This is a genomic window from Duganella sp. GW821-FHT07F09 (assembly GCF_059418705.1).
In genome coordinates, this window is record NZ_JBWKQJ010000011.1 from 242,716 (window position 1) to 267,328 (window position 24,613).

Sequence of the window (24,613 nt, forward strand, 5' to 3'; positions counted from 1 at the left end):
GCCATGATATCAGCCTGACAAGGGCTTGTCTAATTTTTAATTTCTGGTTTGCATTGGAAATTGCTCGTCGATCCAGCGCAGCAGCTCTCGGCCGAACACACGGGTGCGCGCCGTGTCGATCTGGCGCCGCTTGTAGGCGTCGTGGCTGGCGGGGCCGGCCAGGCTGCGCTCGTAACTGGCCTGGTCCATCAGCTGGATCTCGTACTCGAAGAAAAAGCCGACGTCGTATTCCTGCTCGCCGCCAGCGCCGATGTTGGGGTGGTCCGGCTGGACGTGGATCATCTTGCGCACCGTCACCTGGATGCTGTTGAAGCCGCTGCCGCTGTGCGGGTTGTCGCAGCGCGTCTGCGGCTGCGCCAGGTCGGCCAGTTCGGCGTCCATGGTGCGCAGCAGCTCGAACGGATAGTCGTCGCTGTGCTCGATCTGGGCGCGGTACTTGTTGAAGATCTGCTTGGCCGCCTCCAGGTCCAGCAAGGTGTTGCGGGTGCGTTCGGCGTCGACATTGGTGACCGACAGCAGGTGCGCGCGCTGCAGGCTGCGCAGTGCCAGCAGGCATTCGAAGCGGGTGGCGAACACCAGCCGCACGCCGAGGTGGTCGAAGATGTCGGCGGCCAGGTAGGCGGCCTTTTGCAGCAGCTTGAGCAGGATGCTTTTGCGGCCCTTGTTGTCCTTGCGCTCGTAGTGCAGCATCGGCAGGCAGACCTCGCCGTCGGTGAGGAAGTGGCGGTCGCCGTCGTGCCGGATCACCTCGTCCAGGGTGGCGAACACTTGCTCGCGGATGGCGTGGAAGTGGCGCAGCTTGAGGTTGTTGTCGATGTAAAAGATGCCGTGCATGACCTTGAGCACGGCGCACGACCACATGCGCCGCACATCGACGTTGTTGCCGCGCAGCGAGGCGTACACCAGCAATTGCAGCGGATCGTCCGGATGGCTGACCTCCTCGGGGATCAAGCCGGCCTGGCCCGGGGCTAGGAAGGTGCAGGCGAGGAAGTCGACCGCCTCGCGGTGGGCGCGGGCGATGATCGCGGGGGCGGCCGGCTGCTCCAGGTCGAAGCCGTACTCGCGCACGAACTGCCGGGCGTCGTGGAGATTGCGCAACGCCAGCGCGCCGAGGTCGATGGCCGACACGCCGTTGGCGATGGCATTCAGATAGCTCCAGTTCAGCGAGAACCTGCCACCGCTCTTGAGCGAGGCTCGTAGTTCAGTCATGGCGTCCTGCATGGGCTGCGATGACCCAGTATTGCAGCCTGTTCCGCGAGCGTCAATCGATACCAATGGTTGCCGCCGACAGTGTCTCTTATTGCTCAATAGCAAATAACTAGGGTTTTGTTTTTCGCAAGCTTATAATGGCGGCCTTGATTTCTTTCGCTAAGCCCCATGGACAAACTGAGCACCAAGCGCATCGCCATCCTGGTGCCTTGCTATAACGAGGCGTTGACGATCACCGCCATCGTGCGCGATTTCAACGCCTGCCTGCCGCAGGCGCAGGTCTACGTGTTCGACAACAATTCCACCGACGGCACCGCGCGCATCGCCCGCGAGGCCGGCGCCATCGTGCGCAACGTGCCGGCGCAGGGCAAGGGCAGCGTGGTGCGGCGCATGTTCGCCGACATCGAGGCCGACGCCTACGTGATGGTCGACGGCGACGACACCTATGACGCCAGCGTGGCGCCGCAACTGGTCGAGCAGCTGTTCAGCGAAGGGCTGGACATGGTCGTCGGCAACCGCGTCAGCGCCGAGCAGGACGCCTACCGGCCCGGCCACCGCTTCGGCAACGCCATGCTGACCGGTTGCGTGTCGTTCATTTTCGGCCGCACGTTCACCGACATCCTGTCCGGCTACCGCGTGTTCTCGCAGCGCTATGTCAAATCGTTCGCCGCGCATTCGGCCGGCTTCGAGATCGAGACCGAGCTGACCGTGCACGCGCTGGCGCTGCGCATGCCGGTGGCCGAGGTGTCGACCTCGTATAAATCGCGTCCGGAAGGCTCGGTCAGCAAGCTCAACACGTATCGCGACGGCGTGCGCATCCTGGGCACCATCTTCCGCCTGTTCAAGTCCGAGCGGCCGCTGGCCTTCTACGGCATCGGCACCTTCTTCACGGCGCTGCTGTCGGTCATCCTGGCCCAGCCCCTGCTCACCACGTATCTGAGGACCGGCCTGGTGCCGCGCTTGCCGACGGCCACCCTGTGCGCGTCGCTGATGCTGGTGGCGCTGATCCTGCTGGCGTGCGGCATCATGCTCGATGCCGTCACCAAGGGCCGCATCGAGCAAAAGCGCTTCGCCTATCTGTCCAAGCCGGGGCCGTCGTTCGACGAGGGCGCGCCGTGAGCTTCATGACCGGCCGCCTGGCGGCGCTGGACGCCTGGTTCGCCCGCAGCACCGCTTTTCTGGGCCATCCGCGCGCCGCGTGGCACGCGGCCTGGATCGTGCCCGTGCTGCTGGGTTTGTGGTCGGTGATGAACGGCCAGGACGACGGCTGGGACATGCGCAACTATCATCTGTATAACGCGCACGCGCTGATGAACGGCCGTATCGGTGTCGATCTGGCGCCGTCCGGTTTCCAGACCTATTTCAATCCCACCGTCGACCTGCCGTATTATTTCCTGAACCGCTGGTTGCCGCCGCAGCTGGTCGGCTTCGTGCTCGGCGCGTTGCACGGGCTGAACTTCGTGCTGCTGGCCGGCATCGCGCGCGAGCTGATCGGCAAGCACCAGCGCCTGGTGCTGCTGCTGGCCGGCGCGTGCATGTTCGCCCCCGGTTTCTTAAGCGAGCTCGGCAATACGATGGGCGACAACCTGACGGCGCTGTTCGTGCTCGGCGCGCTGTACATCGTGCTGCGCCACTGGGACGCGCTGCCGCGCTGGCGCGCCGGGACGGTGCTGGCCATGGCCGGCGCCGGCGTGGCCATGGGCGTGAGCGCCGGACTCAAGCTGACCAACGCGACCTACGCCGTGGCGCTGTGCCTGGCCTTGCTGACCGTGCCGCTGCCGTGGTGGCGGCGCCTGCGGCTGGCGCTGGTGTTCGGCGTGGGTGTGCTCGGCGGCATCGCGGCGACGGCCGGCTGGTGGTTCGTCAAGATGTGGAACACTTTCGGCAATCCGCTGTTCCCGCAGTTTAATAACATCTTCCACAGCCCGCTGGCGACCGAGAACGGCGTCATCGACTTCTATTTCCGTCCGGTCGGCTGGATCGAAAACCTGCTGTGGCCGTTCATTTTCGCGTTCAACACGCGCCGCGTCTCCGAGTTGCCGATGAAGCTGGCGGTGTGGCCGTTGCTATACGTGCTGCTGGCGGCGTTCGCCGTGGTCTGGTTGTTGCGCCGCCGCGCCCGGGCCGGCCGACACGGCGGCCAACCGCGCACCGCACCGCCGACGCTCAATCCGCGCGCCGCCTTCACCTTGGTGTTTTTTGTCGCCGCCTATGTCGTCTGGATGCGCATGTTCAGCATCTACCGCTATCTGGTGCCGCTCGAACTGCTGGCGCCGCTGATGATCTGGATCGTCTGGCGCTATCTGGCGCCGGCCCGGCAGCGGCTGGCCGGCGTGGCGCTGGCGCTGCTGGTCGCCGGTGTGTTTCCGGTCGCTAATTGGGGCCACCAGGCGTGGGGCGAGCGCGCCTTCAGCGCCGAGGTGCCGGCGTTCGCCACGCCGGCGCAAAGCATCGTCTTCCTCGCCCAGCCCAATCCGCCGGCGGGCTGGATGTCGATCTTCTTCCCGCACGACGTCAAGATCATTTCGCTGGGCACCGGTTTCCCGGAATCGCCGGCCTGGCACGCGCTGCGCGAGAAGGCCGTCGCCGAGCGCGCCGGTCCGCACTACGTGCTGTTCACCGCGAGCAAGAACGACCGCGACGGCTCGCGCCTGCGCAAGCTGGCCGTGGCCCAGGCGCTGGGCTTGACGGACAGTCCGTCCGGCTGCCGCAAATTGGCGTGGCTGCTCAAGCGCACGGTCGAGGTGCGCAACTTGCCGGACGGCGCTTGCACCTTCGATCTGCCGGCCAGACACCGTCTCGACCTGGCCGCGCTCGACCGCGCGACCGTCGAGGGGCTGGCGCAAAAGCTGCCGCAATACGGGCTCCAGCTCGATGCCGGCAGTTGCGCCACCCACCAGGCGGCCGTCGGCAAGGAGCCGTATCCGTACCGGATGTGCCGCGTGACGGTGTTGCCGAAGTAAGCGCTGGTCGCGGCACGGAAGCGAAGCGGCAGGGCTGGCGCAGGGGTATCCTGGTCCGATGGGAGGGACGGGCGAAGTTTGGCGCACGCGGGCGGCGGGCTGTTGCATTTAACTCTACAATAGCCGGAAGCCAATATTGCATGGAGCCGGCATGTCCTTCCTGATCGTCCTCGCCGCACTGGTGTTCCTTATGCTGGCCGCCTATCGCGGCTACAGCGTCATCCTGTTCGCGCCGGTGGCCGCGCTCGGCGCGGTGTTGCTGACCGATCCGGGCGCGGTGGCGCCGGTGTTCAGCGGTATCTTCATGGACAAGATGGTAGGCTTCATCAAGCTGTATTTCCCGGTGTTCCTGCTGGGGGCGGTGTTCGGCAAGCTGATCGAACTGTCCGGCTTTTCGGAATCCATCGTCGTCGCGGCGATCCGCTACATCGGCCGCACGCGCGCCAACGCCGTCATCGTGCTGGTGTGTTCGCTGCTGACCTACGGCGGCGTGTCGCTGTTCGTGGTGGTGTTCGCCGTCTACCCCTTCGCCGCCGAGCTTTACCGTCAGAGCAACATCCCCAAGCGGCTGATGCCTGGGGCCATCGCGCTGGGGGCGTTCTCGTTCACGATGGATACCTTGCCGGGCACGCCGCAAATCCAGAACATCATCCCGACCACCTTCTTCAAGACCACAGGCTGGGCCGCGCCGTGGCTGGGCACGATCGGCGGCATCGCCACCCTGGCGGCCGGCCTGGCCTTCCTGGAATGGCGGCGCCGCTCGGTGATGGCCACCGGCGAGGGCTACGGCATCGAGGATAAAGCCAAGCCGGCGGGGCAGGCGGGACAGGCCGGCCTGGGCGCGCTGCCGCATCCGCTGCTGTCGGTGGCGCCGCTGCTGCTGGTGGGCGTGGTCAACTTCGCACTGACCAAAATGATCCCCGTCTGGTACGGCGAAACCTACGCGCTGACGGCCGACGCCTTGCCCGGCCTGCACGCGACGATCACCACGCCGATCAAAACGCTGGTCGGGATCTGGGCGGTGGAGGGCGCGCTGCTGTTGGGTATCATCTTCGTGGTCGTGACGGCGTTCGGCCGAGTGCGCGACGCGTTCGCCGAGGGCACCAAGGCGGCCGTCGGCGGCGCGCTGCTGGCGGCGATGAATACCGCCTCCGAGTACGGCTTCGGCGGCGTCATCGCCGCGCTGCCGGGGTTTGTCGCCGTCAGCCACGCGCTCAAGAGCGTACCCGATCCGCTGGTCAACGCGGCGGTGTCGGTGACCACCCTGGCGGGCATCACCGGGTCGGCATCGGGCGGCATGAGCATCGCGCTGGCGGCGATGTCCGACCAGTTCATCCGGGCGGCCGAGGCGGCGCAAATTCCGCTGGAGGTGATGCACCGTGTGGTGGCCATGGCCAGCGGCGGCATGGACACCTTGCCGCACAATGGCGCCGTCATCACCCTGCTAGCGGTGACCGGGCTGACGCACAAGCAATCCTACCGCGAGATCTTCGGCATCACGGTCATCAAGACGGCGGCGGTGTTCTTTGTGATCGCGGTTTACTACTTGACCGGGCTGGTTTAGCCGGCACCTTCACCGTCACTGTGACCGGCGGCGGATACTGCTTCTGGCAGTTGGGGCAGAAGAAGCTGCGGCGTTTGGTCTTGCCCAGATGCCCCTTGTGAAACGGCAGGTCGCAGCGCGGACAGACGCGCTTGGTGTGCGCCAGCCAGTGCTGCTTCAGGACGAAGGCTTTCTTCCATTCCAGAAAATCGAAACTGTATTCGCGCGCCTGCGCCACCAGCTCGCGCAGCTTGGCGGCCGGCAGCGCGTCCACCGTCGACAGCGGATGGACCCGGGTGCGGAACAGCACCTCGTTCTTGATGATGTTGCCGACGCCGGCGAAGATATTCTGGTCGAGCAGGGCGTCGCACACCAGGGTGTCCGGCGCGGCGCGCAGCTTTTTGAGCGCCGCCGCCGCCGACCATTCGTCGGACATGACGTCGCCGCGCCAGTCGTACTGGCTGTCGAGGTCGCCGTCCAGCGTCTTGACCGAGCAGGTGTAGAAGTTCAGCTCTTCGCCATCGTCAAAGGCCAGGCTCAGGCGCGGTGTCGCGTCCTTGCGCTCGTTGATCCGGTAGCTGCCGAACATCAGCAGGTGGATGCGCAGCGCCAGGTTCGGCAGCTGGATCAGGAAGTGCTTGCCCCAGCTGCGCAGGTCCAGCACCGGCTGGCCGCGCAGCGCCTCCATGTCGACGCCCTTGGTGTTGCCGCTCGCTTGCGCGATGGTTTTGCCGACGAAGCCGGCCGTCTGCTCGCGCATGATGACGATCGATGGTCCTTCAGGCATGGAATGCTCCGGGTTGCAATGAAGGGATCAGTGTGCGCCGGCCGGCCCATCCGTACTGTTCGCCACCCCACCGAGCGCGGTCCGATTGCTGTACTTGTGGTTTCATGGCAGTATTGCCGATCTGTTTGCCATGGAGGTTTACCTTGAAACACACCCTGCTCATTACTGCCTTGCTTGCCGCCGGTCTGGCGCAGGCCGCCACCGGTCCCGAATTCAGTCCACAGAAGTTGTCGCAAGACGTCAAGGTGCTGGCGTCCGACGAATTCGAAGGACGCGGCCCGAACACCGCCGGCGAAACCAAGACCGTCAATTATCTGATCGAGCAGTTCAAGGCGGCCGGCATGCAGCCCGGCGGCGATCCGGTCAAAGGCAAGAAAGGCGAGCGCAGCTGGACGCAGGACGTGCCGCTGGGCCGTTTCGAGATCAAGGGCCCGGTCAAGCTGTCGGTCAAGGACGCCAAGGGCAGCCAGGACCTGAAGCAGGGCGACGACCTGGCCGTGCGCGCCTCGATGAGCGGCGCCAAGCTGGTCGATTTCAAGAACGCGCCGCTGGTGTTCGTCGGCTACGGCGTGACCGCGCCGGAGCGCAAGTGGGACGACTTCAAGGGCGTGGACCTGAAGGGCAAGCTGGCGGTGGTGCTGATCAACGATCCCGATTTCGAGACCGGCGCGGGCGAGTTCGGCGGCAAGGCCATGACCTATTACGGCCGCTGGACCTACAAGTACGAGGAAATGGCCAAGCGCGGCGCGCTCGGCACCATCATCGTGCACGAGACGGCGCCGGCCTCGTACGGCTGGCCGACGGTCAAGAATTCCAACACCAACGTGATGTACGACATCGTGCGCAAGAAGCCGTCCGAGGCGCACGCGCCGATGGAGGCCTGGATACAGCGCGACCTGGCGGTCGACCTGTTCAAGCGCGGCGGCCAGGATTTCGAAGCGCTCAAGAAACTGGCGCAGACGCGCGACTTCAAGCCGGTGCAGCTGAAGGACGTGACCCTGTCGGCAAACTACGCGGTCGACGCGCAGGTGATCACGTCGAAGAACGTGGCCGCCCGCATGGTCGGCACCAGCAAGCCCGACGAGACCGTGATCTACAGCGGCCATTGGGACCACCTGGGCGTCGGCTTGCCGAACGCCAAGGGCGACAAGATCTATAACGGCGCGGTCGACAACGGCACCGGCCTGGCCGCGCTGCTGGAGCTGGCGCGCGCCTACGGCAAGGCGCCGGCGCCGGCCCGCAGCGTGCTGTTCCTGGCCGTGACGGCCGAGGAGAAGGGTTTGCTGGGCTCGGAGTACTACGCGCAGAACCCGCTGTACCCGTTGGCGCAGACGGTCGGCGTGATCAATATGGACGCGTTGAGCCCGCGGGGCGTGTCGCGCAACTTCACCATTTCCGGCAGCGCCAAGGTCGAGTTGCTCGACCAGTTGATCGCCAAGGCCAAGGAATGGAACCTGGTGTATTCGGCCGATCCGAAACCGGAGGCCGGCTACTTCTTCCGCTCCGACCACTTCCCGTTCGCCAAGCGCGGCGTGCCGGCCATTTCCTATGGCTCGGGCAATGATTTCGTCGACGGCGGCCTGCGGGCCGGCAAGCAGGCCGAAGAGAGCTACACCACCAACGACTACCACCAGCCGTCGGACGAGTGGAGCGCCGATTGGTCGTTCAAGGGCATGGCGCACGACCTGGGCATGTTGTACTCGCTGGGCCGCGACCTGGCCGAGTCGAAGGCCTGGCCGAACTGGGCGCCGGACGCCGAGTTCCGCGCCGCGCGCGACAAGACCGAGGCCAAGCGTAAATAGTTTTATGTTTAACTAAAATGCAATAAAATGGTTGCGTGCCGGCCAGAGTGCCGGCGCGTTTTGCAGGGCCATTCCCATCACGAGGAGAAACCGCATGACCATGTCCATCCGCCGCACCACGATCGCGGCGTCCGTCGCCATGTCCGTCGCCTTGCTCGCGGCTAGCGCAGTGCAAGCCGCGGAAGCCGCCAAGCCGGCCGCGGCCAAATCGGCCAAGTCCGACATCGCCATTCCCGATATTCCCTACACCAAGTTCGTGCTGAAAAACGGCCTGACCCTGCTGGTCCACGAGGACCACAAGACGCCGGTGGTGGCCGTCAACACCTGGTACCACGTCGGCTCCAAGAACGAGAAGCCCGGCAAGACCGGCTTTGCCCACCTGTTCGAACACCTGATGTTCAGCGGCAGCGACAATTTCAACAAGACCTACATCAACGCCATGCAGCAGATCGGCGCGACCGACCTGAACGGCACCACCAATCCCGACCGCACCAACTACTTCCAGAACGTGCCGACCTCGATGCTGGACTTCGCGCTGTTCGCCGAGAGCGACCGCATGGGCCATCTGCTCGGCGTGCTCGACAAGAAAAAGCTGGACCTGCAGCGCGGCGTCGTGCAAAACGAAAAGCGCCAGGGCGAGAACCAGCCGTACGGCGTGACGCGCCAGTTGCTGACCGAGAACACCTGGCCGGCCGGCCATCCCTATTCATGGACGACGATCGGTTCGATGGCCGACCTGGACGCGGCCTCGATGACCGACGTGCAGGAGTGGTTCAAGGCCAACTACGGCCCGAACAACGTGGTGCTGGTGCTGGCCGGCGACATCACGCCGGAACAGGCGCGCGAGAAGGTCGAGAAGTACTACGGCGACATTCCGGCCGGCCCCCCGCTGGCCAAGCACAAGGAGTGGATCGCCAAGCGCACCGGCACCCATCGCGGCACGGTCGAGGACCGGGTGCCGCAGGGGCGCATCTACCGCGTGTGGAATGTGCCCGGTGCGCATACCGCGACCGAACCGCTGCTCGACCTGGCCGCGCAGGTGCTGGGCGGCGGCAAGACGTCACGCTTCTACAAGCGCCTGGTCTACAAGGACCAGCTGGCGAGCGACGCCAGCGCCGGCAACAACAGCTCCGAGATCGCCGGCCAGTTTTATGCCGTGCTGACCGCGCGCCCCGGCGCCGACGTGGCCAGGATGGAAGCGATCGCCGACGAGGAATTACGCGCGCTGATGAAGTCCGGCCCGAGCGTTGCCGAGCTGGAGATCGCCAAGACGGCGATCCTGGCCTCCTACACCCGCATCGTCGAGCGTGTCGGCGGCTTCGGCGGCAAGAGCGATTTGCTGGCCAGCTGCACCACCTACACCGGCAATCCGGACTGCTACAAGGAGTATCTGGCGGCGGTCAAGGCGGCCACGCCGGCGCAGGTCAAGCAGGCGATGAACGCCTGGCTGGACGATGGCGACTACGTGCTGGAAGTCAAACCGTTCGCCACCAATTTCGCCACCACGGCCAAGCTGGACCGCAGCAAGCCGCCGGCGCTGGGCAAGGCCGAATCGCTGAACCTGCCGCCTATGCAGAAGGCCACCTTGTCGAACGGCCTGAAGGTGGTGCTGGCCGAACGCCACGCGGCGCCGGTGGTCAACCTGTCGATGATGGTCGATGCCGGTTACGCGTCCGATTCGCAGGAGTTGCCGGGACTGGCGAGCCTGACGACGAACATGCTCGACGAAGGCACGGCCACCCGCAACGCGGCCAAGATCAGCGAGGAATTCGAATCGCTGGGCGCCAACTTCTCCGTCAGCACCAATCTCGACGGCGCCTCCGTGCAGCTCAACGCGCTCAAGGCGACGATGCCGAAGGCGCTGGACGTGTACGCCGATGTGCTGCTGCGTCCGGCCTTCGCCCAGAATGAGCTGGATCGTTTGAAGAAGGACCAGCTGGCCGCGATCCAGCGCGAAAAAGCCAATCCGTCGACGATGGCCTTGCGCGTGATTCCGTCGCTGGTGTACGGCAAGGGCCACGCCTATTCGCTGCCGCTGACCGGCAGCGGCACCGAGGCGTCCGTGGCGCGCATCGGCCGCGACGACCTGGTCAAGTATCACCAGGCCTGGTTCAAGCCCAACAACGCGACCTTGCTGGTGGTGGGTGACACCACCCTGGCCGAGATCACGCCGCTGCTGGAAAAAGCGTTCGGCGGCTGGAAGGCCGGCGAGACGCCGAAGAAGAACATCGCCCAGGTGGCGGCGGTCGACAAGCCGGTGGTCTATCTGATGGACAAGCCGGGCGCGCTGCAAAGCGTGATCTACGGCGTGCAGCTGGCGCCGCCGCGCAACTCGCCGGACGCGGTGCAGCTTGGCGTGGTTAACAACATCTTCGGCGGCAACTTCGGCTCGCGCATCAATATGAACCTGCGCGAGGACAAGCACTGGTCGTACGGCGTGCGTTCCAGCCTGTCGCCGGCGCTGGGCCAGCGTCTGTACATGAGCACGTCGCCGGTGCAAAGCGACAAGACCATGGAGGCGCTGCAGGAACTGGTGCGCGAGTACGGCGACATCGCCGGCGCCAAGCCGATCACCGCCGCCGAACTGGCGGAGGCCAAGAGCAATGAAACCCTGGCGCTGCCGGGCTCGTTTGAAACGGCGGGCCAACTGGCGGGCGCCTACAGCACCATCCTGCAGTACAAGCTGCCGGAGAACTACTACAACACCTTCACCGACACGGTGCTGGCGATGACGCCGGAGCAGGCCAACGCGCTGGCCGCGCGCACCATCGCGCCGGGCAAGCTGGTGTGGGTGGTGGTGGGCGACATGAGCAAGGTCGAGAGCGGCGTGCGCGAACTGAAGCTGGGCGAAGTGCGCAAGATCGACGCCGACGGCAATCCGCTGTAGTCGGGCGGCGGCAGGGTGCTGAAAAATCCCCGCCGGTGTCACGCCCGGCGGGGATTTTTTTCGCCCGCACGATATGTTCCGCCGATCAACCACCGCGTGGTTACCCCAGCGTCGCCAAACCGGTCGTTTGTCAGCGGACCGGCTCCGCAGCCTGCTCCGGTTGATAGAGCACCTCGAGGATGCGCACCCGCACCAGTTGCCCGTCCGGACGGGGCCAATCGATGGCGTCGCCCACGGACATGCCCAGCAGCGCGCTGCCGATCGGCGTCAGGATCGATATAGCCTCGGCGGTGTTGCCCAGGTCTCTCGGATACACCAGGGTCAGACGCAATTCCTCGGACGGCGCGTCGATCTGGAAGCGCACGGTGGAGTTCATGGTGACGACGCCGGCCGGCATGTCCTGCGGCGCGACGATCTCGGCGCGGCCAAGCTCCTCCAGCAGCCCTTCGTGCGCGGCGGCCTCGGCGGGCGGTAGGGCGTCGAGCAGGATCTCGAGCCGTTCGGCGTCGAGCGATGAAACGATGATTTTTGGTTGCATGATGATAGCTCCAGGTAAATGGTCGCGGATAAGCGGGGGCGCGACGAACGTGGCAAAGCCGCGTGCGGTCGCGATAGCGTGTTGTTGCTGTGGGGTGGCTCGGCAGTGCGAAGCAGACCGGGTGGTCTTGCGGGGCGCTTACCGAGCCCGGGAAAGGCCGGCGGAGTCTCGCGCCGTTGGGGCGGCCGCAGGCGATACTCCCTCGTTCAGGGACGAACAATGATTCTTCGCGGGAATGCGGAACATGTTCATGAGGGAATTAGTATCGGGAAGCCTGGGATTAGTATATACCAAGGCTTCCCGTGGCGCCGCGCTTACTCCATCGCGTCCTTCAAGCCCGGCGCGAACTCGGCGCCGTGCTTGACCTGCGCGGTCGACGTCTTGAGCGCCTTGCCGATCGGTTCGGCGCGCCCGCTCAGGCACTTGGCCAGGAAGTTCTCGGTCACCGCGTTGAAGGCGATGTTGTTGACCGGCCGCGCGAAGCCGTGGCCTTCGTCAGGGAACACCACGTAGGTGACCGGAATGTTCTTGGACGCCATCGCTTCGACGATCTGGTCCGACTCGGCGATGTTGACGCGCGGATCGTTGGCGCCCTGGCCGATCAGCAGCGGCCGCTGGATGTTGGCGGCGAAGTTGAGCGGCGAGCGTTCCTTCAGCAGCGCCTTGCCTTCCTCGGTGGTTGGGTCGCCCATGCGCTTGTAGAATTGCTGTTTGCCCGCCTCCCAGTATGGCGGGATGGTCTTGAGCAAGGTGAACAGGTTGGACGGGCCGACGATGTCGACCCCGCACGCGAACGTGGTGGGCGTGAACGCCAGCCCGGCCAGGGTCGCGTAGCCGCCGTAGGAGCCGCCCATGATGGCGACCTTGTCGGCGGTGGTGACGCCGCTCTTGACGGCCCAGTCGACCGCGTCGATCAGGTCGTCGTGCATTTTGCGGCCCCATTGCAGATCGCCGGCGGAAATGAAGTTCTTGCCGAAGCCGGTCGAGCCGCGGAAGTTCACCGACAGCACCGCGTAGCCGCGGTTGGCCAGCCACTGGTGGTAGCCATTGTAGCCGTAGCCGTCGCGCGCCCACGGGCCGCCGTGTACCAGCAGCACCATTGGCGCCGGCTTGGCCGGCTTGCCCGCTTCGCTGGCGCTGGCCGATTTCGGCAGGGTCAGGTAGGACACCAGGGTCAGGCCGTCGCGCGACTTGATTTCCTGCGGATACATCTGCGCCAGCGGCGCGCCTTCCAGCTCAGGCCGGGTCACGTACAGCTTGGTCAGCCGTTTGGCCTTGCGCTCGTACAGCCAGGTGGCCGGCGGCGCCGTGACGGAATCGGCCGAGACCAGCCATTTGTCGTCGGACTCGGTGCGCGAGCCCACGGTGAACTGGCCCTTGATGTTCTTCTTCAGGAACTCGAGGTCGGCCTTGAGGGCCGGTGTCAGCGCCACGTATTCCTGCTTCAGGTAATCGACGCTGTAGGCCTGCGCCGCGCCGGTTTTGGGATCGTACAGGGCGTTGGAGATATCGGCCCTTGCGTCCTGCGCGATGATCGTGGTCTTGCCGGTGGCGACGTCCTGCGCCACCAGCGCCGAAGTGTTGCGGCCGCGCGAATCGGTCCAGTACAGCGTCTTGCCGTCGGCGGTGAAGGTCAGCGGCGCGGTGGTCTGCGAATCGTCCAGGCCGACATCGGCCAGCGGCTCGCCATCGGGCTTGCCGTCCTTGAGGCGCAAATAGGTGGTGCCGCCGTCCGGGCGCGCTTTCTCGGCCACGCGCAGGTTCAACTGCTCGTCGGCCAGGAAGCCGGCATAGCCGTCGTTTTGCAGCAGCAAGGTCAGCTTGCCGGTGGCCAGCTCCAGGCTGTACACGTCATGCCAGCGCGCGTCGCGGTTGTTCAGGCCGATCAGCACGCGGTCCTTGACCTTGTTGCTGTAGGCGATGGGCCGCACGCGGGTCTTTTCGAACGGCGTGAGGCTGGTTTGCTTGCCGCTGACGACATCGACGCCGTACAGCAGGAAATTCTCGTCGCCGCCCTTGTCCTGGATGAACATCAATTGCTTGGAGTCGGGCGACCAGATGGCGGTGCGGATGGGCCGCGTTTTTTCCTCGGTCAGCGCGCGCGCCTTGGACGGATCGGCGGCCGGCGCCACCCACACATTGAGCACGCCGTCGCGCGGCGCCATCCACGACAGCCACTTGCCGTCCGGGCTGAGGCGCCCGCCGGTCTTGCTGGGATTGCCGAAGATCTTGGCGCGCTCGATCAGCGGCACGTCCGGCGCGGACGCTTCGGATGGTGCCGGGGACTGGGCGTGGACCGGCAGCATGGTGGCGAGCACGGCGGCGGACAGCAGGTAGCGCATCATATGGACCTCATCGTTGTGGAAAGAATGAAAAAATCACAAGGCGATGATAGACCAATATTAGGTTGCCAGGTTGACCATGCGACAGGCCGCACGATTCGGGGGATGGACCGCGCGTGGCCGCGAGGAATCAGGCTGGAGGAGGGGCGCGGGCTGGTTTCACGGCCCCGGCCGGACGGGCCCCGGCATAAAAGCGGAAGCGGTTGCCGCCGGCTTGCTTGGACGCGTACATCGCGCGGTCGGCTTGTTCCATCAGCGCATCCGGCGTGTCGGCGCCCCCCGGCGCCAGCGCGACCCCGATGCTGGCGGAGATGACGATATCGCGCTGCTTGATGTGGAATGGTTTTTCCATCTGCTCCAGAATTTTCCTGGCCACATGTTCCACGTGTCCATTCCCGCCGAGGTCCTGAACGATGATGGTGAACTCGTCGCCGCCCAGCCGGGCCACGGTATCGGTCTCCCGCACGCACGAGCGCAGGCGCGCCGCCGCGTACTGCAACAGCAGGTCGCCGGCGTCGTGGCCGTAGGTGTCGTTCGCGTCCTTGAATTTGTCCAGGTCGATAAACAACAGGGCGACCGGCGCGCCGGAACGGCAGGCGTGGCGCACCGCGTGTTCCAGCCGGTCGCGAAACAGGCAGCGGTTGGGCAGGTCCGTCAGCGGATCGAAGTTGGCCTGCCGCCAGTTGCGCAGCTCCTGGGCCTTGCGGTCGGTGATGTCGCGCGAGGTGCCGGCGACGGCTTCCACAGCGCCGTCCTCGTCCACGACCGGGACGAAGATATATTCATATACGTTGTCGCGCCCGGAAGGCAGCGTAAAGCGCACTTCGCCGCGCGCGTGCTGCCCGGAATGGACGACCAGTCGCACCTGGCGGTCTTTCTCGACGCCGTTCGGAAGCCCCAGGTCGTGGTGGTTCTTCTCGAGCACCGCGTGCAGCGGCAGCCCCACCAGCTCGAGGAAGGCCTGGTTGGCGTAGGTGAAGCGGCCGTCGAGGTCGAACGTGAAGCCGAGGTCGGGCGTGGACGACAGGATGGCGTCGAACACGCGGGTTTGCTGTTCTTTTTCGTAGTAGTAACTGGTGACGGACTCGCCCAATGCCTGGTCGATCGCCTCGTTGAACCGGATCAGGTCGGCTACGCCGGCGGGCGGCATCGGATGGTTTTCCGGCACCCGCTCCCACAGCCGCGTCACGCTGGCGCGCAGCGCCCGGTATTCGGACACGGCCGCGACCAGGCTGAAACCGGACTCCATGCGCGCCAGGCCGTGCTCCGTGGCGGCGGTCGGTTGTGCGGGCGGCGGCTGCGCGGCGCGTCCCTTGGATTTCTGCGCCTGCTCGAACGCCGTTTCCGGCAACGCCAGGTCGGCCGCTATCGTTTCCAGCATGTGCCTGGCGTGGTCGAGCAAAACCACGCGGTCGAATTTATACTTCGCCGGCGCCAACGTGGTGGCGAAGTTCGCCCATTCGTCAAGAATGGTAGCGATGTGCTCGAGAATGAAGTCCGACAGCGACATGTTGCGCCTCCACCAGCGGCCCGAGCCGTTGACACGGGGCGACCAAACTGTGTGGTGTGACAGGCGCTATCGGAAAAGGTTCCCGGCCGGCGCCGGCGGCCGGGCGGGGCCGGCCGTTGCCGGCATTAACGTTGTGGCACGACGATCACGGTTTCGCCGGCTTTGCCCTTGTCGCCGGTGTCGCCTTTGGCGCCGTCGTAGCCTGGGGCGCCGGTGGCGCCGGACTCGCCCTTGGCGCCGTCGCTGCCCGAGACGCCGGCCGCGCCGGTGGCGCCGTCAAAGCCGGGCGCGCCGCTGTCGCCGGTTTTGCCGGTAGCGCCGGTGGCGCCCGCCGGGGCCTGGGCACCGGTGGCGCCGGTCGCTCCCGTGGCGCCGGGCGCTCCGGCGGGGCCGGCGACAACCTGCACCACCGGCGGCGGCGGCGTTTCGCGTTGGCAGGCGCTCAGGGCGAGGGTCGAGGTCAGGGCAAGCAAGATCAGTGCGGTTTTCATATGAATCCTTTGGTGGTGGGGTGGTCTGCCTGCAGCATGTTCCCCCTCACCGTGCCGGTCCGTGCGTTTTAGTACATAGCCGGCGCCGGTGTCCCGGATTGGCGACATGCCGCCGCCGGACGCACCCTCGCTACAGCGGCTTGCTGCACAAGCGGAAGTCCGGGTCGTCGGCATAAGGGCGGATGTCGAAACCCAGGCTCGCCATCAGCTTGAGCATGCCGCTGTTTTTACACAGCACCAACCCGACGATCTCGCTCAGCCCCTTGTCGCGCGCCACGTCCATGATGTCCAGCATCAGGCGGGTGCCCAGACCCTGGCCGCTGTAACGGTCGTCGACCAGCAGCGAGAATTCGCAGCTGCTGCGGTCGGGATTGGCGACGTAGCGCGACACGCCGATGATGCTCGAGGTGGCAACGATTTCGCCGTCGGGCCCCGGCGCGCGCAGCGTGCGCACCGCCACCAGCGCCATTTCGCGGTCGTAGTCGATCAGCGTGTAACGGGCCAGCATCGGCACCGACAGCTCGCGCAGCGAGGAGGCGAAGCGGTAGTAGCGCGATTTTTCCGACAGTCCGCGCACCAGATCCTGCAGCATCGAGGCGTCGTCCGGCTGCACCGGCCGCAAGGTGTACTGGCCGCCGCCGCGCATCGGCCACTCGCGCGTGTAGTCGGACGGGTAGGGCAGGATCGCCAGGTGGTGGTAGTTGTGCGTGGCCGGCGGCGCGGCGTCGACGACGATGCGCGCATCGACCACCAGCGCGCCGTGCTCGTCGACGATCAAGGGATTGATGTCCAGTTCCCTGAGCTGCGGCAGCGCGCACACCATCTCCGAGACCCGCAGCAGGATGTGCTCGACCGCTTCGCGGCGGGCCGGTGGCGCGCCGCGCCATTCGTCCAGCATCCGCGAGGCGCGCACGCGGCCGATCAGGCGCTGCGCCAGGAACAGGTTGAGCGGCGGCAGTTCGACGGCGCGGTCGTCGATCAGCTCCACCATGACGCCGCCGGCGCCGAAGCTGATCGCCGGACCGAACAGCTGATCCGTGACGACCCCGATGTAGAGTTCCCGGCCGTTGCGCTTGCCTGCCATCTTCTGGATCGTTACGCCGTTGATGCGCGCGTCCGGCGCCAGCCTGCGCACGGTGGCCATCATGTCGCCATAGCCGTCGCGCACGGCCGCCGCGTTGCCCAGGTCGAGCGCCACGCCCTGCACGTCGGATTTGTGGGCGATGTCGGGCGAATCGATCTTGAGCGCCACCGGGTAGCCGAGCTGGCTGGCGATGAGCATCGCCTCGGCGGCGCTGCGCGCCAGCATGGTTTGCGTGATGGGAATGTGGAACGCCGCCAGCAGCGACTTCGATTCCATCTCGGTGAGCGTGGTGCGCCGTTCCGCCAGCACGCCTTCGATCAGCAGGCGGGCGCCGTCCAGATCGGGCTGGTTCAATTGCGACAGCGGTGGCGGAGTTTGGCGCAGCAGCAGCTGGTTCTGGTAGAACGATGCGATGCTGGAAAAGCCATCGACCGCCGCCTCCGGCGTGCGGAACGTGGCGATGCCGGCGGCGGTGATGATCTGGCGCGCGGCCGCGACTTTCCTGTCGCCCATCCAGCACGTCAACAGCGGCTTGCCCAGGCCGGCGCCGTCGGCGCTGACGGCGCGCGCCACGGCGTCCGGGTCGCTGCCCAGCTTGGGCGAATAGATCACCAGGATGCCGTCGACCTGGGCGTCGCGCGCGCACGCCAGCACGGCCGCGCGGAAGGCGTCGGCGCCGGCCTCCTCGGACAGGTCGAGCAGGCCGCCCAGGGTGGCGTGGACGGGCAGTTGCGGCGCCAGCGCCCGCGCGCCCTCGTCGGACAGGCACGCCAGCCGCAGGCCCAGTTCTTCTATCCAATCGGCCGCCAGCACGCCGGGGCCGCCGCCGTTGGTGACGACGGCCAGCCGCGGTCCGACCGGGCGGTAGCGCGAGGCCAGGCATTTCGCCGCCGAGAACAGCTGCACGAACGATTTCACCCGCACCGCGCCGGTACGGCGCAGCGCGGCGTCGAACACTTCATCGCTGGCGACCATGGCGCCGGAGTGGGTCAGCGCGGCCTGGGAGGCGGCGGCCGCGTGGCCGGCCTTGAGCACCACCACCGGCTTGGTGTTGGCCGCGCCGCGCAGCGCCGAAATGAAGCGGCGCGCGTCGGTCAACCCTTCCATGCAGATGACGATGCTTTGCGTGGCCGGATCGGTGGCCAGGAAGTCGAGCGTCTGCGCCAGATCGACGGCGGTGTTGGGCCCCAGCGAGACCACGGTGGAGAACCCGACCGCGTTCTGGCTGCCCCAGTCGAGGATGGCCGAGGTCAGTGCGCCCGATTGCGACACCAGCGCCAGGCTGCCCGGGCTGGCCAGCTGGCCGGCGACGCTGGCGTTGATGTGCAGGCGCGGGCGTTGGTAGCCGAGACAGTTCGGTCCCAGCAGGTGGATGCCGTACTTGCGGGCGATGGCATGCAGCTCGCCGGCCAGCGGGGCCTGGACGCCGCTCGACAGGATCAGCGCGGCGCGGCATTGGATGCGGCCCGCCACCTCCAGCGCGACCGCCAGGTCCTCGTCGGGCAGGGCGATGATGGCCAGATCGGCGCGCGACCGGGCCAGTTCGGTCAGGGTGCCGGTCATGCCGGCCTGGAGGAAGGTGACCGGTCCGGTGAAGCCGCCTTGCTCGAGCTGGGCGCCGATGGCGCGGCCGTAGCTGGTCTGGGTATCGGGCTGGTCGGCATCGCCGGCGAAGACGACGATCGACTCGGGGGAAAACAGCGGGGTGAGGTAGTGGGATTCCATGGGCGTCGGTCGATAGGTTGCGGACATGCTATTTGCTGGCGTTGAGCATCTGCGCAAATTCGCGCATGGTGTTCGTGAACGTCGTCGCCTGGACGACCTCTTGGCGGCGGGTGAACAATTCGGAAACGTGTTGGAATTGCAATGGATTGCCGGCGATGCCCCCCATCGACCACTGCTCGAACATTCGAGCGTCCGTTGGCGAAATATGTAGGATACGGACCTCGTCGTGCCGCCGATCGTCCAATATCTTCACATACTGCCGCAACACCTTGTGTTCCGGCCCTTCCAGCAGTTGCATGAACAGTCCGCCACCGTGGATCAAAACGCCAGTGATGCCGTTGGCCGGATTATGCCGCCGCGCCGACGTCAGGATGTTTTGGACCTGGTCTTCCGACATTGTAGGGCAGGCATTGCTGATATAGAGAAGTCGAATCATCGAGTCGCCTTATTTGTCTGGGCCTACAGCCTCGGATCGTAGACGAACTGGCGCACGACGGCGGCGGCCAGCTTGCTTACCTGTGGATGCAAAGGATTAATCAGGACATTGTATTCCTCGGGGACGACGATCGAGGGCACCAGCAGCAGTGCGGAGGCGCGTTCGGCCAGCCACGCGTTGCCGGCGTCGATGGAGGTCGACCGGGGCGGCTCGGCCAGCCAGGTCGGGGGCAGGTCGCCGGCCGCGATGGTCCGGCGCGATTTCCACACCGACGCCGGCACATCGATGCGGACCAGGAAGGCGTTGCGGATGGCGATGTTGCCGCCCAAATGGGCCAGGGTTTCGAGCGTGGCGAGCGCGATGGTGGTGGCGGCATACACCGCCGGGACCCCCTTGCCGTTCCAGCGCCCGCCGAAGGCCCCGGCGCCAGCTCCGCCGGCCTACGTTGTCGGGCGGCGGGACCGGCATCAGCCGAAAAGCTTACCCCGCAGCAGGCTCAGGCCTTGTTCCAGCAGCTCGTTCTGTGGCACCTGGCCGCCGGGAGTGAGCTTGTCGATGATTTGCGGCAGCAACTGGGCCAGGCCGGTGGCCGCGTGTTCGGGTTCGATGCCGGCGTGCTGGGCGATCTGCGTGACCTTGTCCGCGCCCAGCGCGTCGGCGATCTGGTTGCCGGACACCGGGGCGTTCTCGCCGGTACCTATCCATGACGCGACCTGGTCGGCGATGCCGCTCGCTTGCAGCTGCTGCAGGATGCCTTGCAGGCCGCCGGCGTTATTAATCAAGTTCATCACGCCGCCGAGCAGATCGCTTTGGGAGACGGCGTCCTGCTTCTGGGCGCCCAGTGAACCGATGACTTGTCCTGCCAGTTGATCGAGTAAGCCCATCATGTATTCCTAAAGTAATGGTTGAAAACGCCGCGAAATGCGGCGTAATTGTCGCAACCATTAGACCACAATCAGCGGCAATGCCTAACGCAGCGGAGAACACAGCAGATCGAACGCGTCCACGTGGTCCGGCGCCACGGTGACGGCGGTGTCGAACACGGTCAGGCGCGCAGGTGAGTTGGTGACGAGATAGAGCTGCTTGCCATCCGGCGAAAAGCGTAAGCCGACCGGCTTGCCTTGGTACGGATACGCTGCCACCGTCACCGCCGTGCGCAGGTTGATGATGCGCATCCAGCCCTCCGGCTCGACAATGGACATCAGCTTGCCATCATGGTTGACGGCGATCGGCGCGCCCAGCACGCTGTAACAGTAACGCGCGGTCTTTTCGATTTTCTTGGTTTTCAGGTCGATCAAGTCGATGGCGTCCACGCCCACCAGCCAGACTTTGCCGCCCTTGGGATCGACATGGGCGCCGTTCATGTAGCCCGACGTCACGACCACCTCGGTCACCTCGGCCAAGGTGGCCGCATCGAGCACCACCAACCGTGAGGCGCTTTCATCCATGACCCACAGTTCCTTGTCGTCCGCCGCCAGCCACATCCCGGTCGGGTGACGGTTGGCCGGTTGGTTCTTGCCGATCACCACGGGTTTGCCGATGATCTTGTGCGTGGCCAGGTCGATGGCCACGACGGTGTCGTCGCCATCGTTGAGCACGTAGGCGCGGTCGCCGGATCTGGTCAGCACGATGGCGCGGGGACTTTTGCCTGTTTTAAAGGTTGCCGTCATTCGCCCGGTTTGCAGGTCGACCATGCCGACGCCATTGGCGATCAGCGAGGCCACGTAGGCGTTGCGGCCGTCGGACGTGAGCGCCACGGCGTTGGCATCCTGGTGGGTGCAGCGCCCGCGCATGGCGCAGTTCGGCAGATCGGCGAGTGCCGGCTGCCCGCTGATCGCCGGACCGGCCGCGCCCTTAGCCAGGTCGACCAGGCGCAGGGTATGCTCATCTACGTCGGACACCGCAATGCGGGTAGTGTCCGGCATCAGGTGCAGACTGCTCACCGGCCCCTCGAGCTCGATCGAGGTCCCTTCCGCCTGCTTCTTGCTGACCGCGCGCGGACCGCGTCGGCGATCGTCGGCGATTTCCTTGGCCAACGCCGCCTGCGCGCGCTTGGCGTTGTCCTTGGCATCCTGCTCGGCCTGCTCAGCGGCGCGCAGTTGTTTGATCATGACAAGCTGTTCCGACGGCTCGCCGTTCAGCTTGGCATAAATGGCGCCCAGGGCCAGGCCGGAAATGAGCGTGACGGCAAGCGCGCTCTTGAGGCGGCCAAATCCGCGGGGCACCATGGCGAACGCGCCGCCGACGACCAAGCCGCCGATCAGGCCGCCGACGTGGCTGGCGTTGTCGATGCCCGGCACGGCCGCCCCGATGACCAGGTTGATGATGATCGTCTGCACCAGCGGTCCGCCGGTGCTGATCTGCTCGTGCGGAGCGTGACGCCACTGGGCGGCGATCCAGTCGGCCAGGTAGGCGCCGCACAGTCCCATGAGGGCGCCCGAAGCGCCCGCGCCGATGACCTGGTTGAACGGATCGACATGCCACAGTGCGCTCACCAGGCTGCCGGTCAGGCCCGACAGCAGGTACACCAGCAAGGTGCGGACATGGCCGAAGCGGCGCTCGACCAGGCTGCCGAAGGCCAGCAGCATGTACATGTTCAGCGCGAGATGCACCAGGCCGACGTGCAGGAACATGCTGGTCAACAGGCGCCAGGGCTGGTCGGTGAGGCTGTACGCGGCCAGGTTGCCGCCCCAGCCGAGCATGGAGGCGGTGCTGGGCGCAAGCCAGTTGACCCCGGTGACGACTTGCGCCAGGTACACCATCACATTGATGGCAAAGAGGGTCCAGGTGACAAGGGGATAGCGGAGCGGCTGGGCGTGGTCGGACATGGATTCCTGAGAGTGCGACAGCGGGAAGTTGAAATGTTGGCGCGATAATAACAGAGTGGTACATCGCGGCTTGCGCGGCGATGTACCAGAAAGTGCTGTTAGAATTTGCAATCTTCTTCCGACCCCACTTTGCAGGAGTAAGCAAATCCTACCTTTTTTAGTCAGAACGGCAATCCGCCTGCCAAAGCTAACGGCCGCCGTTGCATTCGCGGTGCTGGCTGCGGTGGCCGGCACGATGACCTATACCGGTTTCCTTGTCATCGGCGTGTTGGCCGATCAACTCGGTACGGGCCGGTTCATCGCAGGCCTGCTGCTTGGCGTGCTTTTTGCGAGATTTCCCTGGATTAGCAACGGTAAGCCGCGCATTGTCGGCGTGTTACCTAAACCGGTCCGTCGCCCGCTCATCGTGGGCATCCTCGCACTGTGCTTGTTGCACTTTGTGTGGCAAGGCGACTATGTGCCCGCGTTGTTCATCGGATTCACGACGGCGTTCTTCCTGACATTCCCGTGGTTGCGGCGCCTGATATTCGATCGCCTGTTAGGATCCGTTTTCAAATTCACTGGCCGCAACACTGGCAAGCGCGCCGATGACACGGTGATCGATGGCGAATTCAGGGAAAAGAAGGAATAAGCGAGGTGGCCGGAAACAAAACCGCCAGTTGCGCCATCGGATGGATCTGGGTCAGCGGCATGCTGCGGAACACGAAACGCATAGCGTCACCCAAGGTCGCCAATACGTTCTTCAAATAAAAATGCGCCGCTCTGCAGTGCGGGCATTGAAAATCGCCATATTCGACCAGCGTCACCGGCGCCGCGAAATTCCGTGAGTTTTACACGCTGGTCAGGCGTAGAATTGAGTTCAAACTCTGGGCGGGTGTGTCCGTCTTTAGCCCACCGATTCGTCCGATCCGCGCGGAGCAGCCCGGGAAGGTGCACAAGCCAAATGCTTTCTTACGAAGTAACAACCACTGACGGTTGTGGCGTCAGCACTGCTTGTCATGCGAAACGTTAGGCGAAATGCACAACACAAAATATTTCGAACCGAATCGTCGTGCCACTTGGCTCGAGTTGTTCTTCGACCTGATTTTTGTGGTGGCGATCGGTGACGTAACGCATATCCTGAGCCACACGCACGAGGGGCATCTTGACCCACTCCGGTTCTGGCAATTCGTCCTCGCTTTCATCCCCTTGTGGTGGATTTGGGTCAGCCACACGATGTATGCCAACCGATTCGACGCGGACGACCGGAGGCATCGGCTGGCAACCATGTTCATCATGTTCTTGATGACTATCATCTCGGGCTTGATCGACCAGCGATTCCTGGCCAGCTTTGAAGCCGTCATCGTCTGCTACGCCTGTGCGAAATACATCATCGCCATGATGTATTTCGTGTCGAAACAGCGGCACAAGAAAAGCGCGCAACTCGCAACGGCAGTTGGATGGGTGACCCTCGCCGGCGCCACCATCAGCCTCGCTGCGATCCTGTTCCCGGCGCCACAGCGATATGTCGTGCTTTACCTTGGAATACTGTTCGATCTGCTGGCGTTCATCTCTTTCTTGCCGCGTCATCTCCAGGGTATCCCGGTGCATACCGAACACCTGATCGAGCGTGTGGGCCTGCTCACGCTCATCTTACTGGGGGAGTCTGTTATCAGCCTGTCGACGGGACTGGCCAATATCAGCTGGACTGTGGAGAGGCTGGTGACCGCCGCCACCGGTTTCGTGACGATATCGAGCATCTGGTGGGTCTACTTCGACAGTTTTCACCTGCTGTCCAAGCAGAAGCTCACGACCGGTCATTCGGTCCTGTACTCGCATTTTTTCGTTTTCATGGGCCTGTCGATCTTAGCCAGCCTGATCCGGCACGCGATCCTGGACGACATGCAGATATCCGATTTCCGGGTACTGTCGGTCATCGGCACGGTCTGCTTTTTCATTGGCAAGCAGTACGCCTATTTCATGGAGCGTCCCGAGCTGCGGCCCCAACTGGTCGTCAACACATTGGTCGTATTCGTGTTGTCCGGGTTTGCCCTGCTATTGCCAAGAACCAGTTACATCCTGTTTGGTCTGACCGCTACGGTGATTTGCTATGCTTTCCTCAGTCTCAAATACCTGGCCGTCCCCCGCGGGCGTCAGGGCCATTCACGCAACAGCGCTATCGGGGGAGACCAGGCATGAGCGGTACGGCAAGTTCGCGCTGCGCGATGCCGGTGGGGTTGCAGGGTGTTTAGTTTGCACAGGTGGACGATGTGGTCGGACCGCTGGACGAAGAGGCACCGCTGCTTAGTATCGGAAATGGACCGCACGTCGGCTTTTCTGACGTTCGAAACAAAAACGCCAACCTGCGAGGGTTGGCGTTCTGTTTGAAGCATTCTTGGTGGCCCGGGGCGGAATCGAACCACCGACACAAGGATTTTCAATCCTCTGCTCTACCAACTGAGCTACCAGGCCAAGGAGCAGAATTATAG

The 24,613-nt window shown here is 64.9% G+C and carries 18 protein-coding genes, 1 tRNA gene and 1 pseudogene; 7 read left to right on the forward strand and 13 right to left on the reverse strand.

Annotated features, from left to right (window positions below; all coding sequences use genetic code 11):
* Positions 1–36: 36 nt before the first annotated feature.
* On the reverse strand, positions 37–1,209 hold the full coding sequence (locus tag AC07P1_RS26680) for a TIGR04552 family protein (protein ID WP_494698680.1): 1,173 nt from the start codon (positions 1,207–1,209) through the stop codon (positions 37–39).
* Positions 1,210–1,377: 168 nt separating this feature from the next.
* Between AC07P1_RS26680 and AC07P1_RS26685 the strand changes: the two genes are divergently transcribed.
* The 3 genes from AC07P1_RS26685 (at position 1,378) to AC07P1_RS26695 (ending at position 5,736) form a co-directional block, all read left to right on the forward strand.
* Positions 1,378–2,328 (forward strand): glycosyltransferase, encoded by a 951-nt coding sequence (locus AC07P1_RS26685; RefSeq protein WP_494698681.1) that lies wholly within the window; start codon positions 1,378–1,380, stop codon positions 2,326–2,328.
* Positions 2,325–4,172: a glycosyltransferase family protein gene (locus AC07P1_RS26690; protein WP_494698682.1), complete on the forward strand. Its 1,848-nt coding sequence runs from the start codon at positions 2,325–2,327 to the stop codon at positions 4,170–4,172. The genes AC07P1_RS26685 and AC07P1_RS26690 overlap by 4 nt, the downstream gene beginning before the upstream one ends.
* Before the next feature lie 151 nt (positions 4,173–4,323).
* Positions 4,324–5,736, forward strand: coding sequence for a GntP family permease (locus AC07P1_RS26695; RefSeq protein WP_494698683.1), 1,413 nt, complete (start codon positions 4,324–4,326; stop codon positions 5,734–5,736).
* Here AC07P1_RS26695 and AC07P1_RS26700 read toward each other — a convergent pair.
* On the reverse strand, positions 5,678–6,502 hold the full coding sequence (locus tag AC07P1_RS26700) for a DNA-formamidopyrimidine glycosylase family protein (protein WP_494698684.1): 825 nt from the start codon (positions 6,500–6,502) through the stop codon (positions 5,678–5,680). The two genes, AC07P1_RS26695 and AC07P1_RS26700, sit on opposite strands and share 59 nt — an antisense overlap.
* Positions 6,503–6,645: 143 nt before the next feature.
* Between AC07P1_RS26700 and AC07P1_RS26705 the strand changes: the two genes are divergently transcribed.
* Positions 6,646–8,304, forward strand: coding sequence for a M28 family metallopeptidase (locus AC07P1_RS26705; protein ID WP_494698685.1), 1,659 nt, complete (start codon positions 6,646–6,648; stop codon positions 8,302–8,304).
* Positions 8,305–8,398: 94 nt separating this feature from the next.
* Positions 8,399–11,191 carry a M16 family metallopeptidase gene (locus AC07P1_RS26710; protein ID WP_494698686.1) on the forward strand — a complete coding sequence of 931 codons (2,793 nt, stop codon included), beginning with the start codon at positions 8,399–8,401 and terminating at the stop codon, positions 11,189–11,191.
* A gap of 130 nt (positions 11,192–11,321) precedes the next feature.
* On the opposite strand, the gene rnk is transcribed toward AC07P1_RS26710, so the two are convergent.
* The 9 genes and pseudogenes from rnk to AC07P1_RS26755 all read right to left on the reverse strand — a co-directional run bounded on the left by rnk (position 11,322) and on the right by AC07P1_RS26755 (position 22,145).
* Positions 11,322–11,729, reverse strand: coding sequence for a nucleoside diphosphate kinase regulator (gene rnk / locus AC07P1_RS26715; RefSeq protein ID WP_494698687.1), 408 nt, complete (start codon positions 11,727–11,729; stop codon positions 11,322–11,324).
* A 314-nt stretch (positions 11,730–12,043) separates the two neighbouring features.
* A complete protein-coding gene (locus AC07P1_RS26720) occupies positions 12,044–14,074 on the reverse strand; it encodes a S9 family peptidase (RefSeq protein WP_494698688.1) in 2,031 nt (676 codons plus the stop codon).
* 127 nt (positions 14,075–14,201) lie between these two features.
* A complete protein-coding gene (locus tag AC07P1_RS26725; RefSeq protein ID WP_494698689.1) occupies positions 14,202–15,581 on the reverse strand; it encodes a diguanylate cyclase domain-containing protein in 1,380 nt (459 codons plus the stop codon).
* Positions 15,582–15,706: 125 nt separating this feature from the next.
* Entirely contained in the window at positions 15,707–16,072 is a 366-nt protein-coding gene (locus tag AC07P1_RS26730; protein ID WP_494698690.1) for a collagen-like triple helix repeat-containing protein, read from the reverse strand.
* A 130-nt stretch (positions 16,073–16,202) separates the two neighbouring features.
* The gene (locus AC07P1_RS26735) at positions 16,203–18,881 is read right to left on the reverse strand and encodes a bifunctional acetate--CoA ligase family protein/GNAT family N-acetyltransferase (RefSeq protein ID WP_494698691.1); all 2,679 of its coding nucleotides are present in this window, start codon (positions 18,879–18,881) and stop codon (positions 16,203–16,205) included.
* A gap of 28 nt (positions 18,882–18,909) precedes the next feature.
* A complete protein-coding gene (locus AC07P1_RS26740; RefSeq protein ID WP_494698692.1) occupies positions 18,910–19,317 on the reverse strand; it encodes a BLUF domain-containing protein in 408 nt (135 codons plus the stop codon).
* A gap of 23 nt (positions 19,318–19,340) precedes the next feature.
* Positions 19,341–19,739 (reverse strand): annotated as a pseudogene (locus tag AC07P1_RS26745) (RES family NAD+ phosphorylase); the annotation flags it as partial.
* A 45-nt stretch (positions 19,740–19,784) separates the two neighbouring features.
* Entirely contained in the window at positions 19,785–20,201 is a 417-nt protein-coding gene (locus AC07P1_RS26750; protein WP_494698693.1) for a YidB family protein, read from the reverse strand.
* Between the two features lie 84 nt (positions 20,202–20,285).
* On the reverse strand, positions 20,286–22,145 hold the full coding sequence (locus tag AC07P1_RS26755; RefSeq protein ID WP_494698694.1) for a rhomboid family intramembrane serine protease: 1,860 nt from the start codon (positions 22,143–22,145) through the stop codon (positions 20,286–20,288).
* 211 nt (positions 22,146–22,356) lie between these two features.
* Here AC07P1_RS26755 and AC07P1_RS26760 point away from each other — a divergent pair, with 211 nt between their 5' ends.
* On the forward strand, positions 22,357–22,776 hold the full coding sequence (locus AC07P1_RS26760) for a hypothetical protein (protein WP_494698695.1): 420 nt from the start codon (positions 22,357–22,359) through the stop codon (positions 22,774–22,776).
* On the opposite strand, the gene AC07P1_RS26765 is transcribed toward AC07P1_RS26760, so the two are convergent.
* Positions 22,757–22,951: a DsbA family protein gene (locus AC07P1_RS26765; RefSeq protein WP_494698696.1), complete on the reverse strand. Its 195-nt coding sequence runs from the start codon at positions 22,949–22,951 to the stop codon at positions 22,757–22,759. The two genes, AC07P1_RS26760 and AC07P1_RS26765, sit on opposite strands and share 20 nt — an antisense overlap.
* Positions 22,952–23,162: 211 nt before the next feature.
* On the opposite strand from AC07P1_RS26765, the gene AC07P1_RS26770 reads away from it, so the two are divergent.
* The gene (locus AC07P1_RS26770) at positions 23,163–24,323 is read left to right on the forward strand and encodes a low temperature requirement protein A (RefSeq protein ID WP_494698697.1); all 1,161 of its coding nucleotides are present in this window, start codon (positions 23,163–23,165) and stop codon (positions 24,321–24,323) included.
* A gap of 197 nt (positions 24,324–24,520) precedes the next feature.
* Here the strand turns inward: AC07P1_RS26770 and AC07P1_RS26775 are convergent.
* A tRNA-Phe gene (locus AC07P1_RS26775) sits at positions 24,521–24,596 on the reverse strand.
* Positions 24,597–24,613: the final 17 nt, after the last annotated feature.

Bases quoted from the DNA above. Each gene is read 5' to 3' on its own strand.
- rnk (WP_494698687.1), bottom strand. From the start codon at position 11,729: ATGCAACCAAAAATCATCGTTTCATCGCTCGACGCCGAACGGCTCGAG.
- AC07P1_RS26720 (WP_494698688.1), bottom strand. From the start codon at position 14,074: ATGATGCGCTACCTGCTGTCCGCCGCCGTGCTCGCCACCATGCTGCCG.
- AC07P1_RS26740 (WP_494698692.1), bottom strand. From the start codon at position 19,317: ATGATTCGACTTCTCTATATCAGCAATGCCTGCCCTACAATGTCGGAA.
- AC07P1_RS26710 (WP_494698686.1), top strand. From the start codon at position 8,399: ATGACCATGTCCATCCGCCGCACCACGATCGCGGCGTCCGTCGCCATG.
- AC07P1_RS26755 (WP_494698694.1), bottom strand. From the start codon at position 22,145: ATGTCCGACCACGCCCAGCCGCTCCGCTATCCCCTTGTCACCTGGACC.
- AC07P1_RS26735 (WP_494698691.1), bottom strand. From the start codon at position 18,881: ATGGAATCCCACTACCTCACCCCGCTGTTTTCCCCCGAGTCGATCGTC.
- AC07P1_RS26750 (WP_494698693.1), bottom strand. From the start codon at position 20,201: ATGGGCTTACTCGATCAACTGGCAGGACAAGTCATCGGTTCACTGGGC.
- AC07P1_RS26685 (WP_494698681.1), top strand. From the start codon at position 1,378: ATGGACAAACTGAGCACCAAGCGCATCGCCATCCTGGTGCCTTGCTAT.
- AC07P1_RS26770 (WP_494698697.1), top strand. From the start codon at position 23,163: ATGCACAACACAAAATATTTCGAACCGAATCGTCGTGCCACTTGGCTC.
- AC07P1_RS26725 (WP_494698689.1), bottom strand. From the start codon at position 15,581: ATGTCGCTGTCGGACTTCATTCTCGAGCACATCGCTACCATTCTTGAC.
- AC07P1_RS26700 (WP_494698684.1), bottom strand. From the start codon at position 6,502: ATGCCTGAAGGACCATCGATCGTCATCATGCGCGAGCAGACGGCCGGC.
- AC07P1_RS26680 (WP_494698680.1), bottom strand. From the start codon at position 1,209: ATGACTGAACTACGAGCCTCGCTCAAGAGCGGTGGCAGGTTCTCGCTG.
- AC07P1_RS26695 (WP_494698683.1), top strand. From the start codon at position 4,324: ATGTCCTTCCTGATCGTCCTCGCCGCACTGGTGTTCCTTATGCTGGCC.
- AC07P1_RS26730 (WP_494698690.1), bottom strand. From the start codon at position 16,072: ATGAAAACCGCACTGATCTTGCTTGCCCTGACCTCGACCCTCGCCCTG.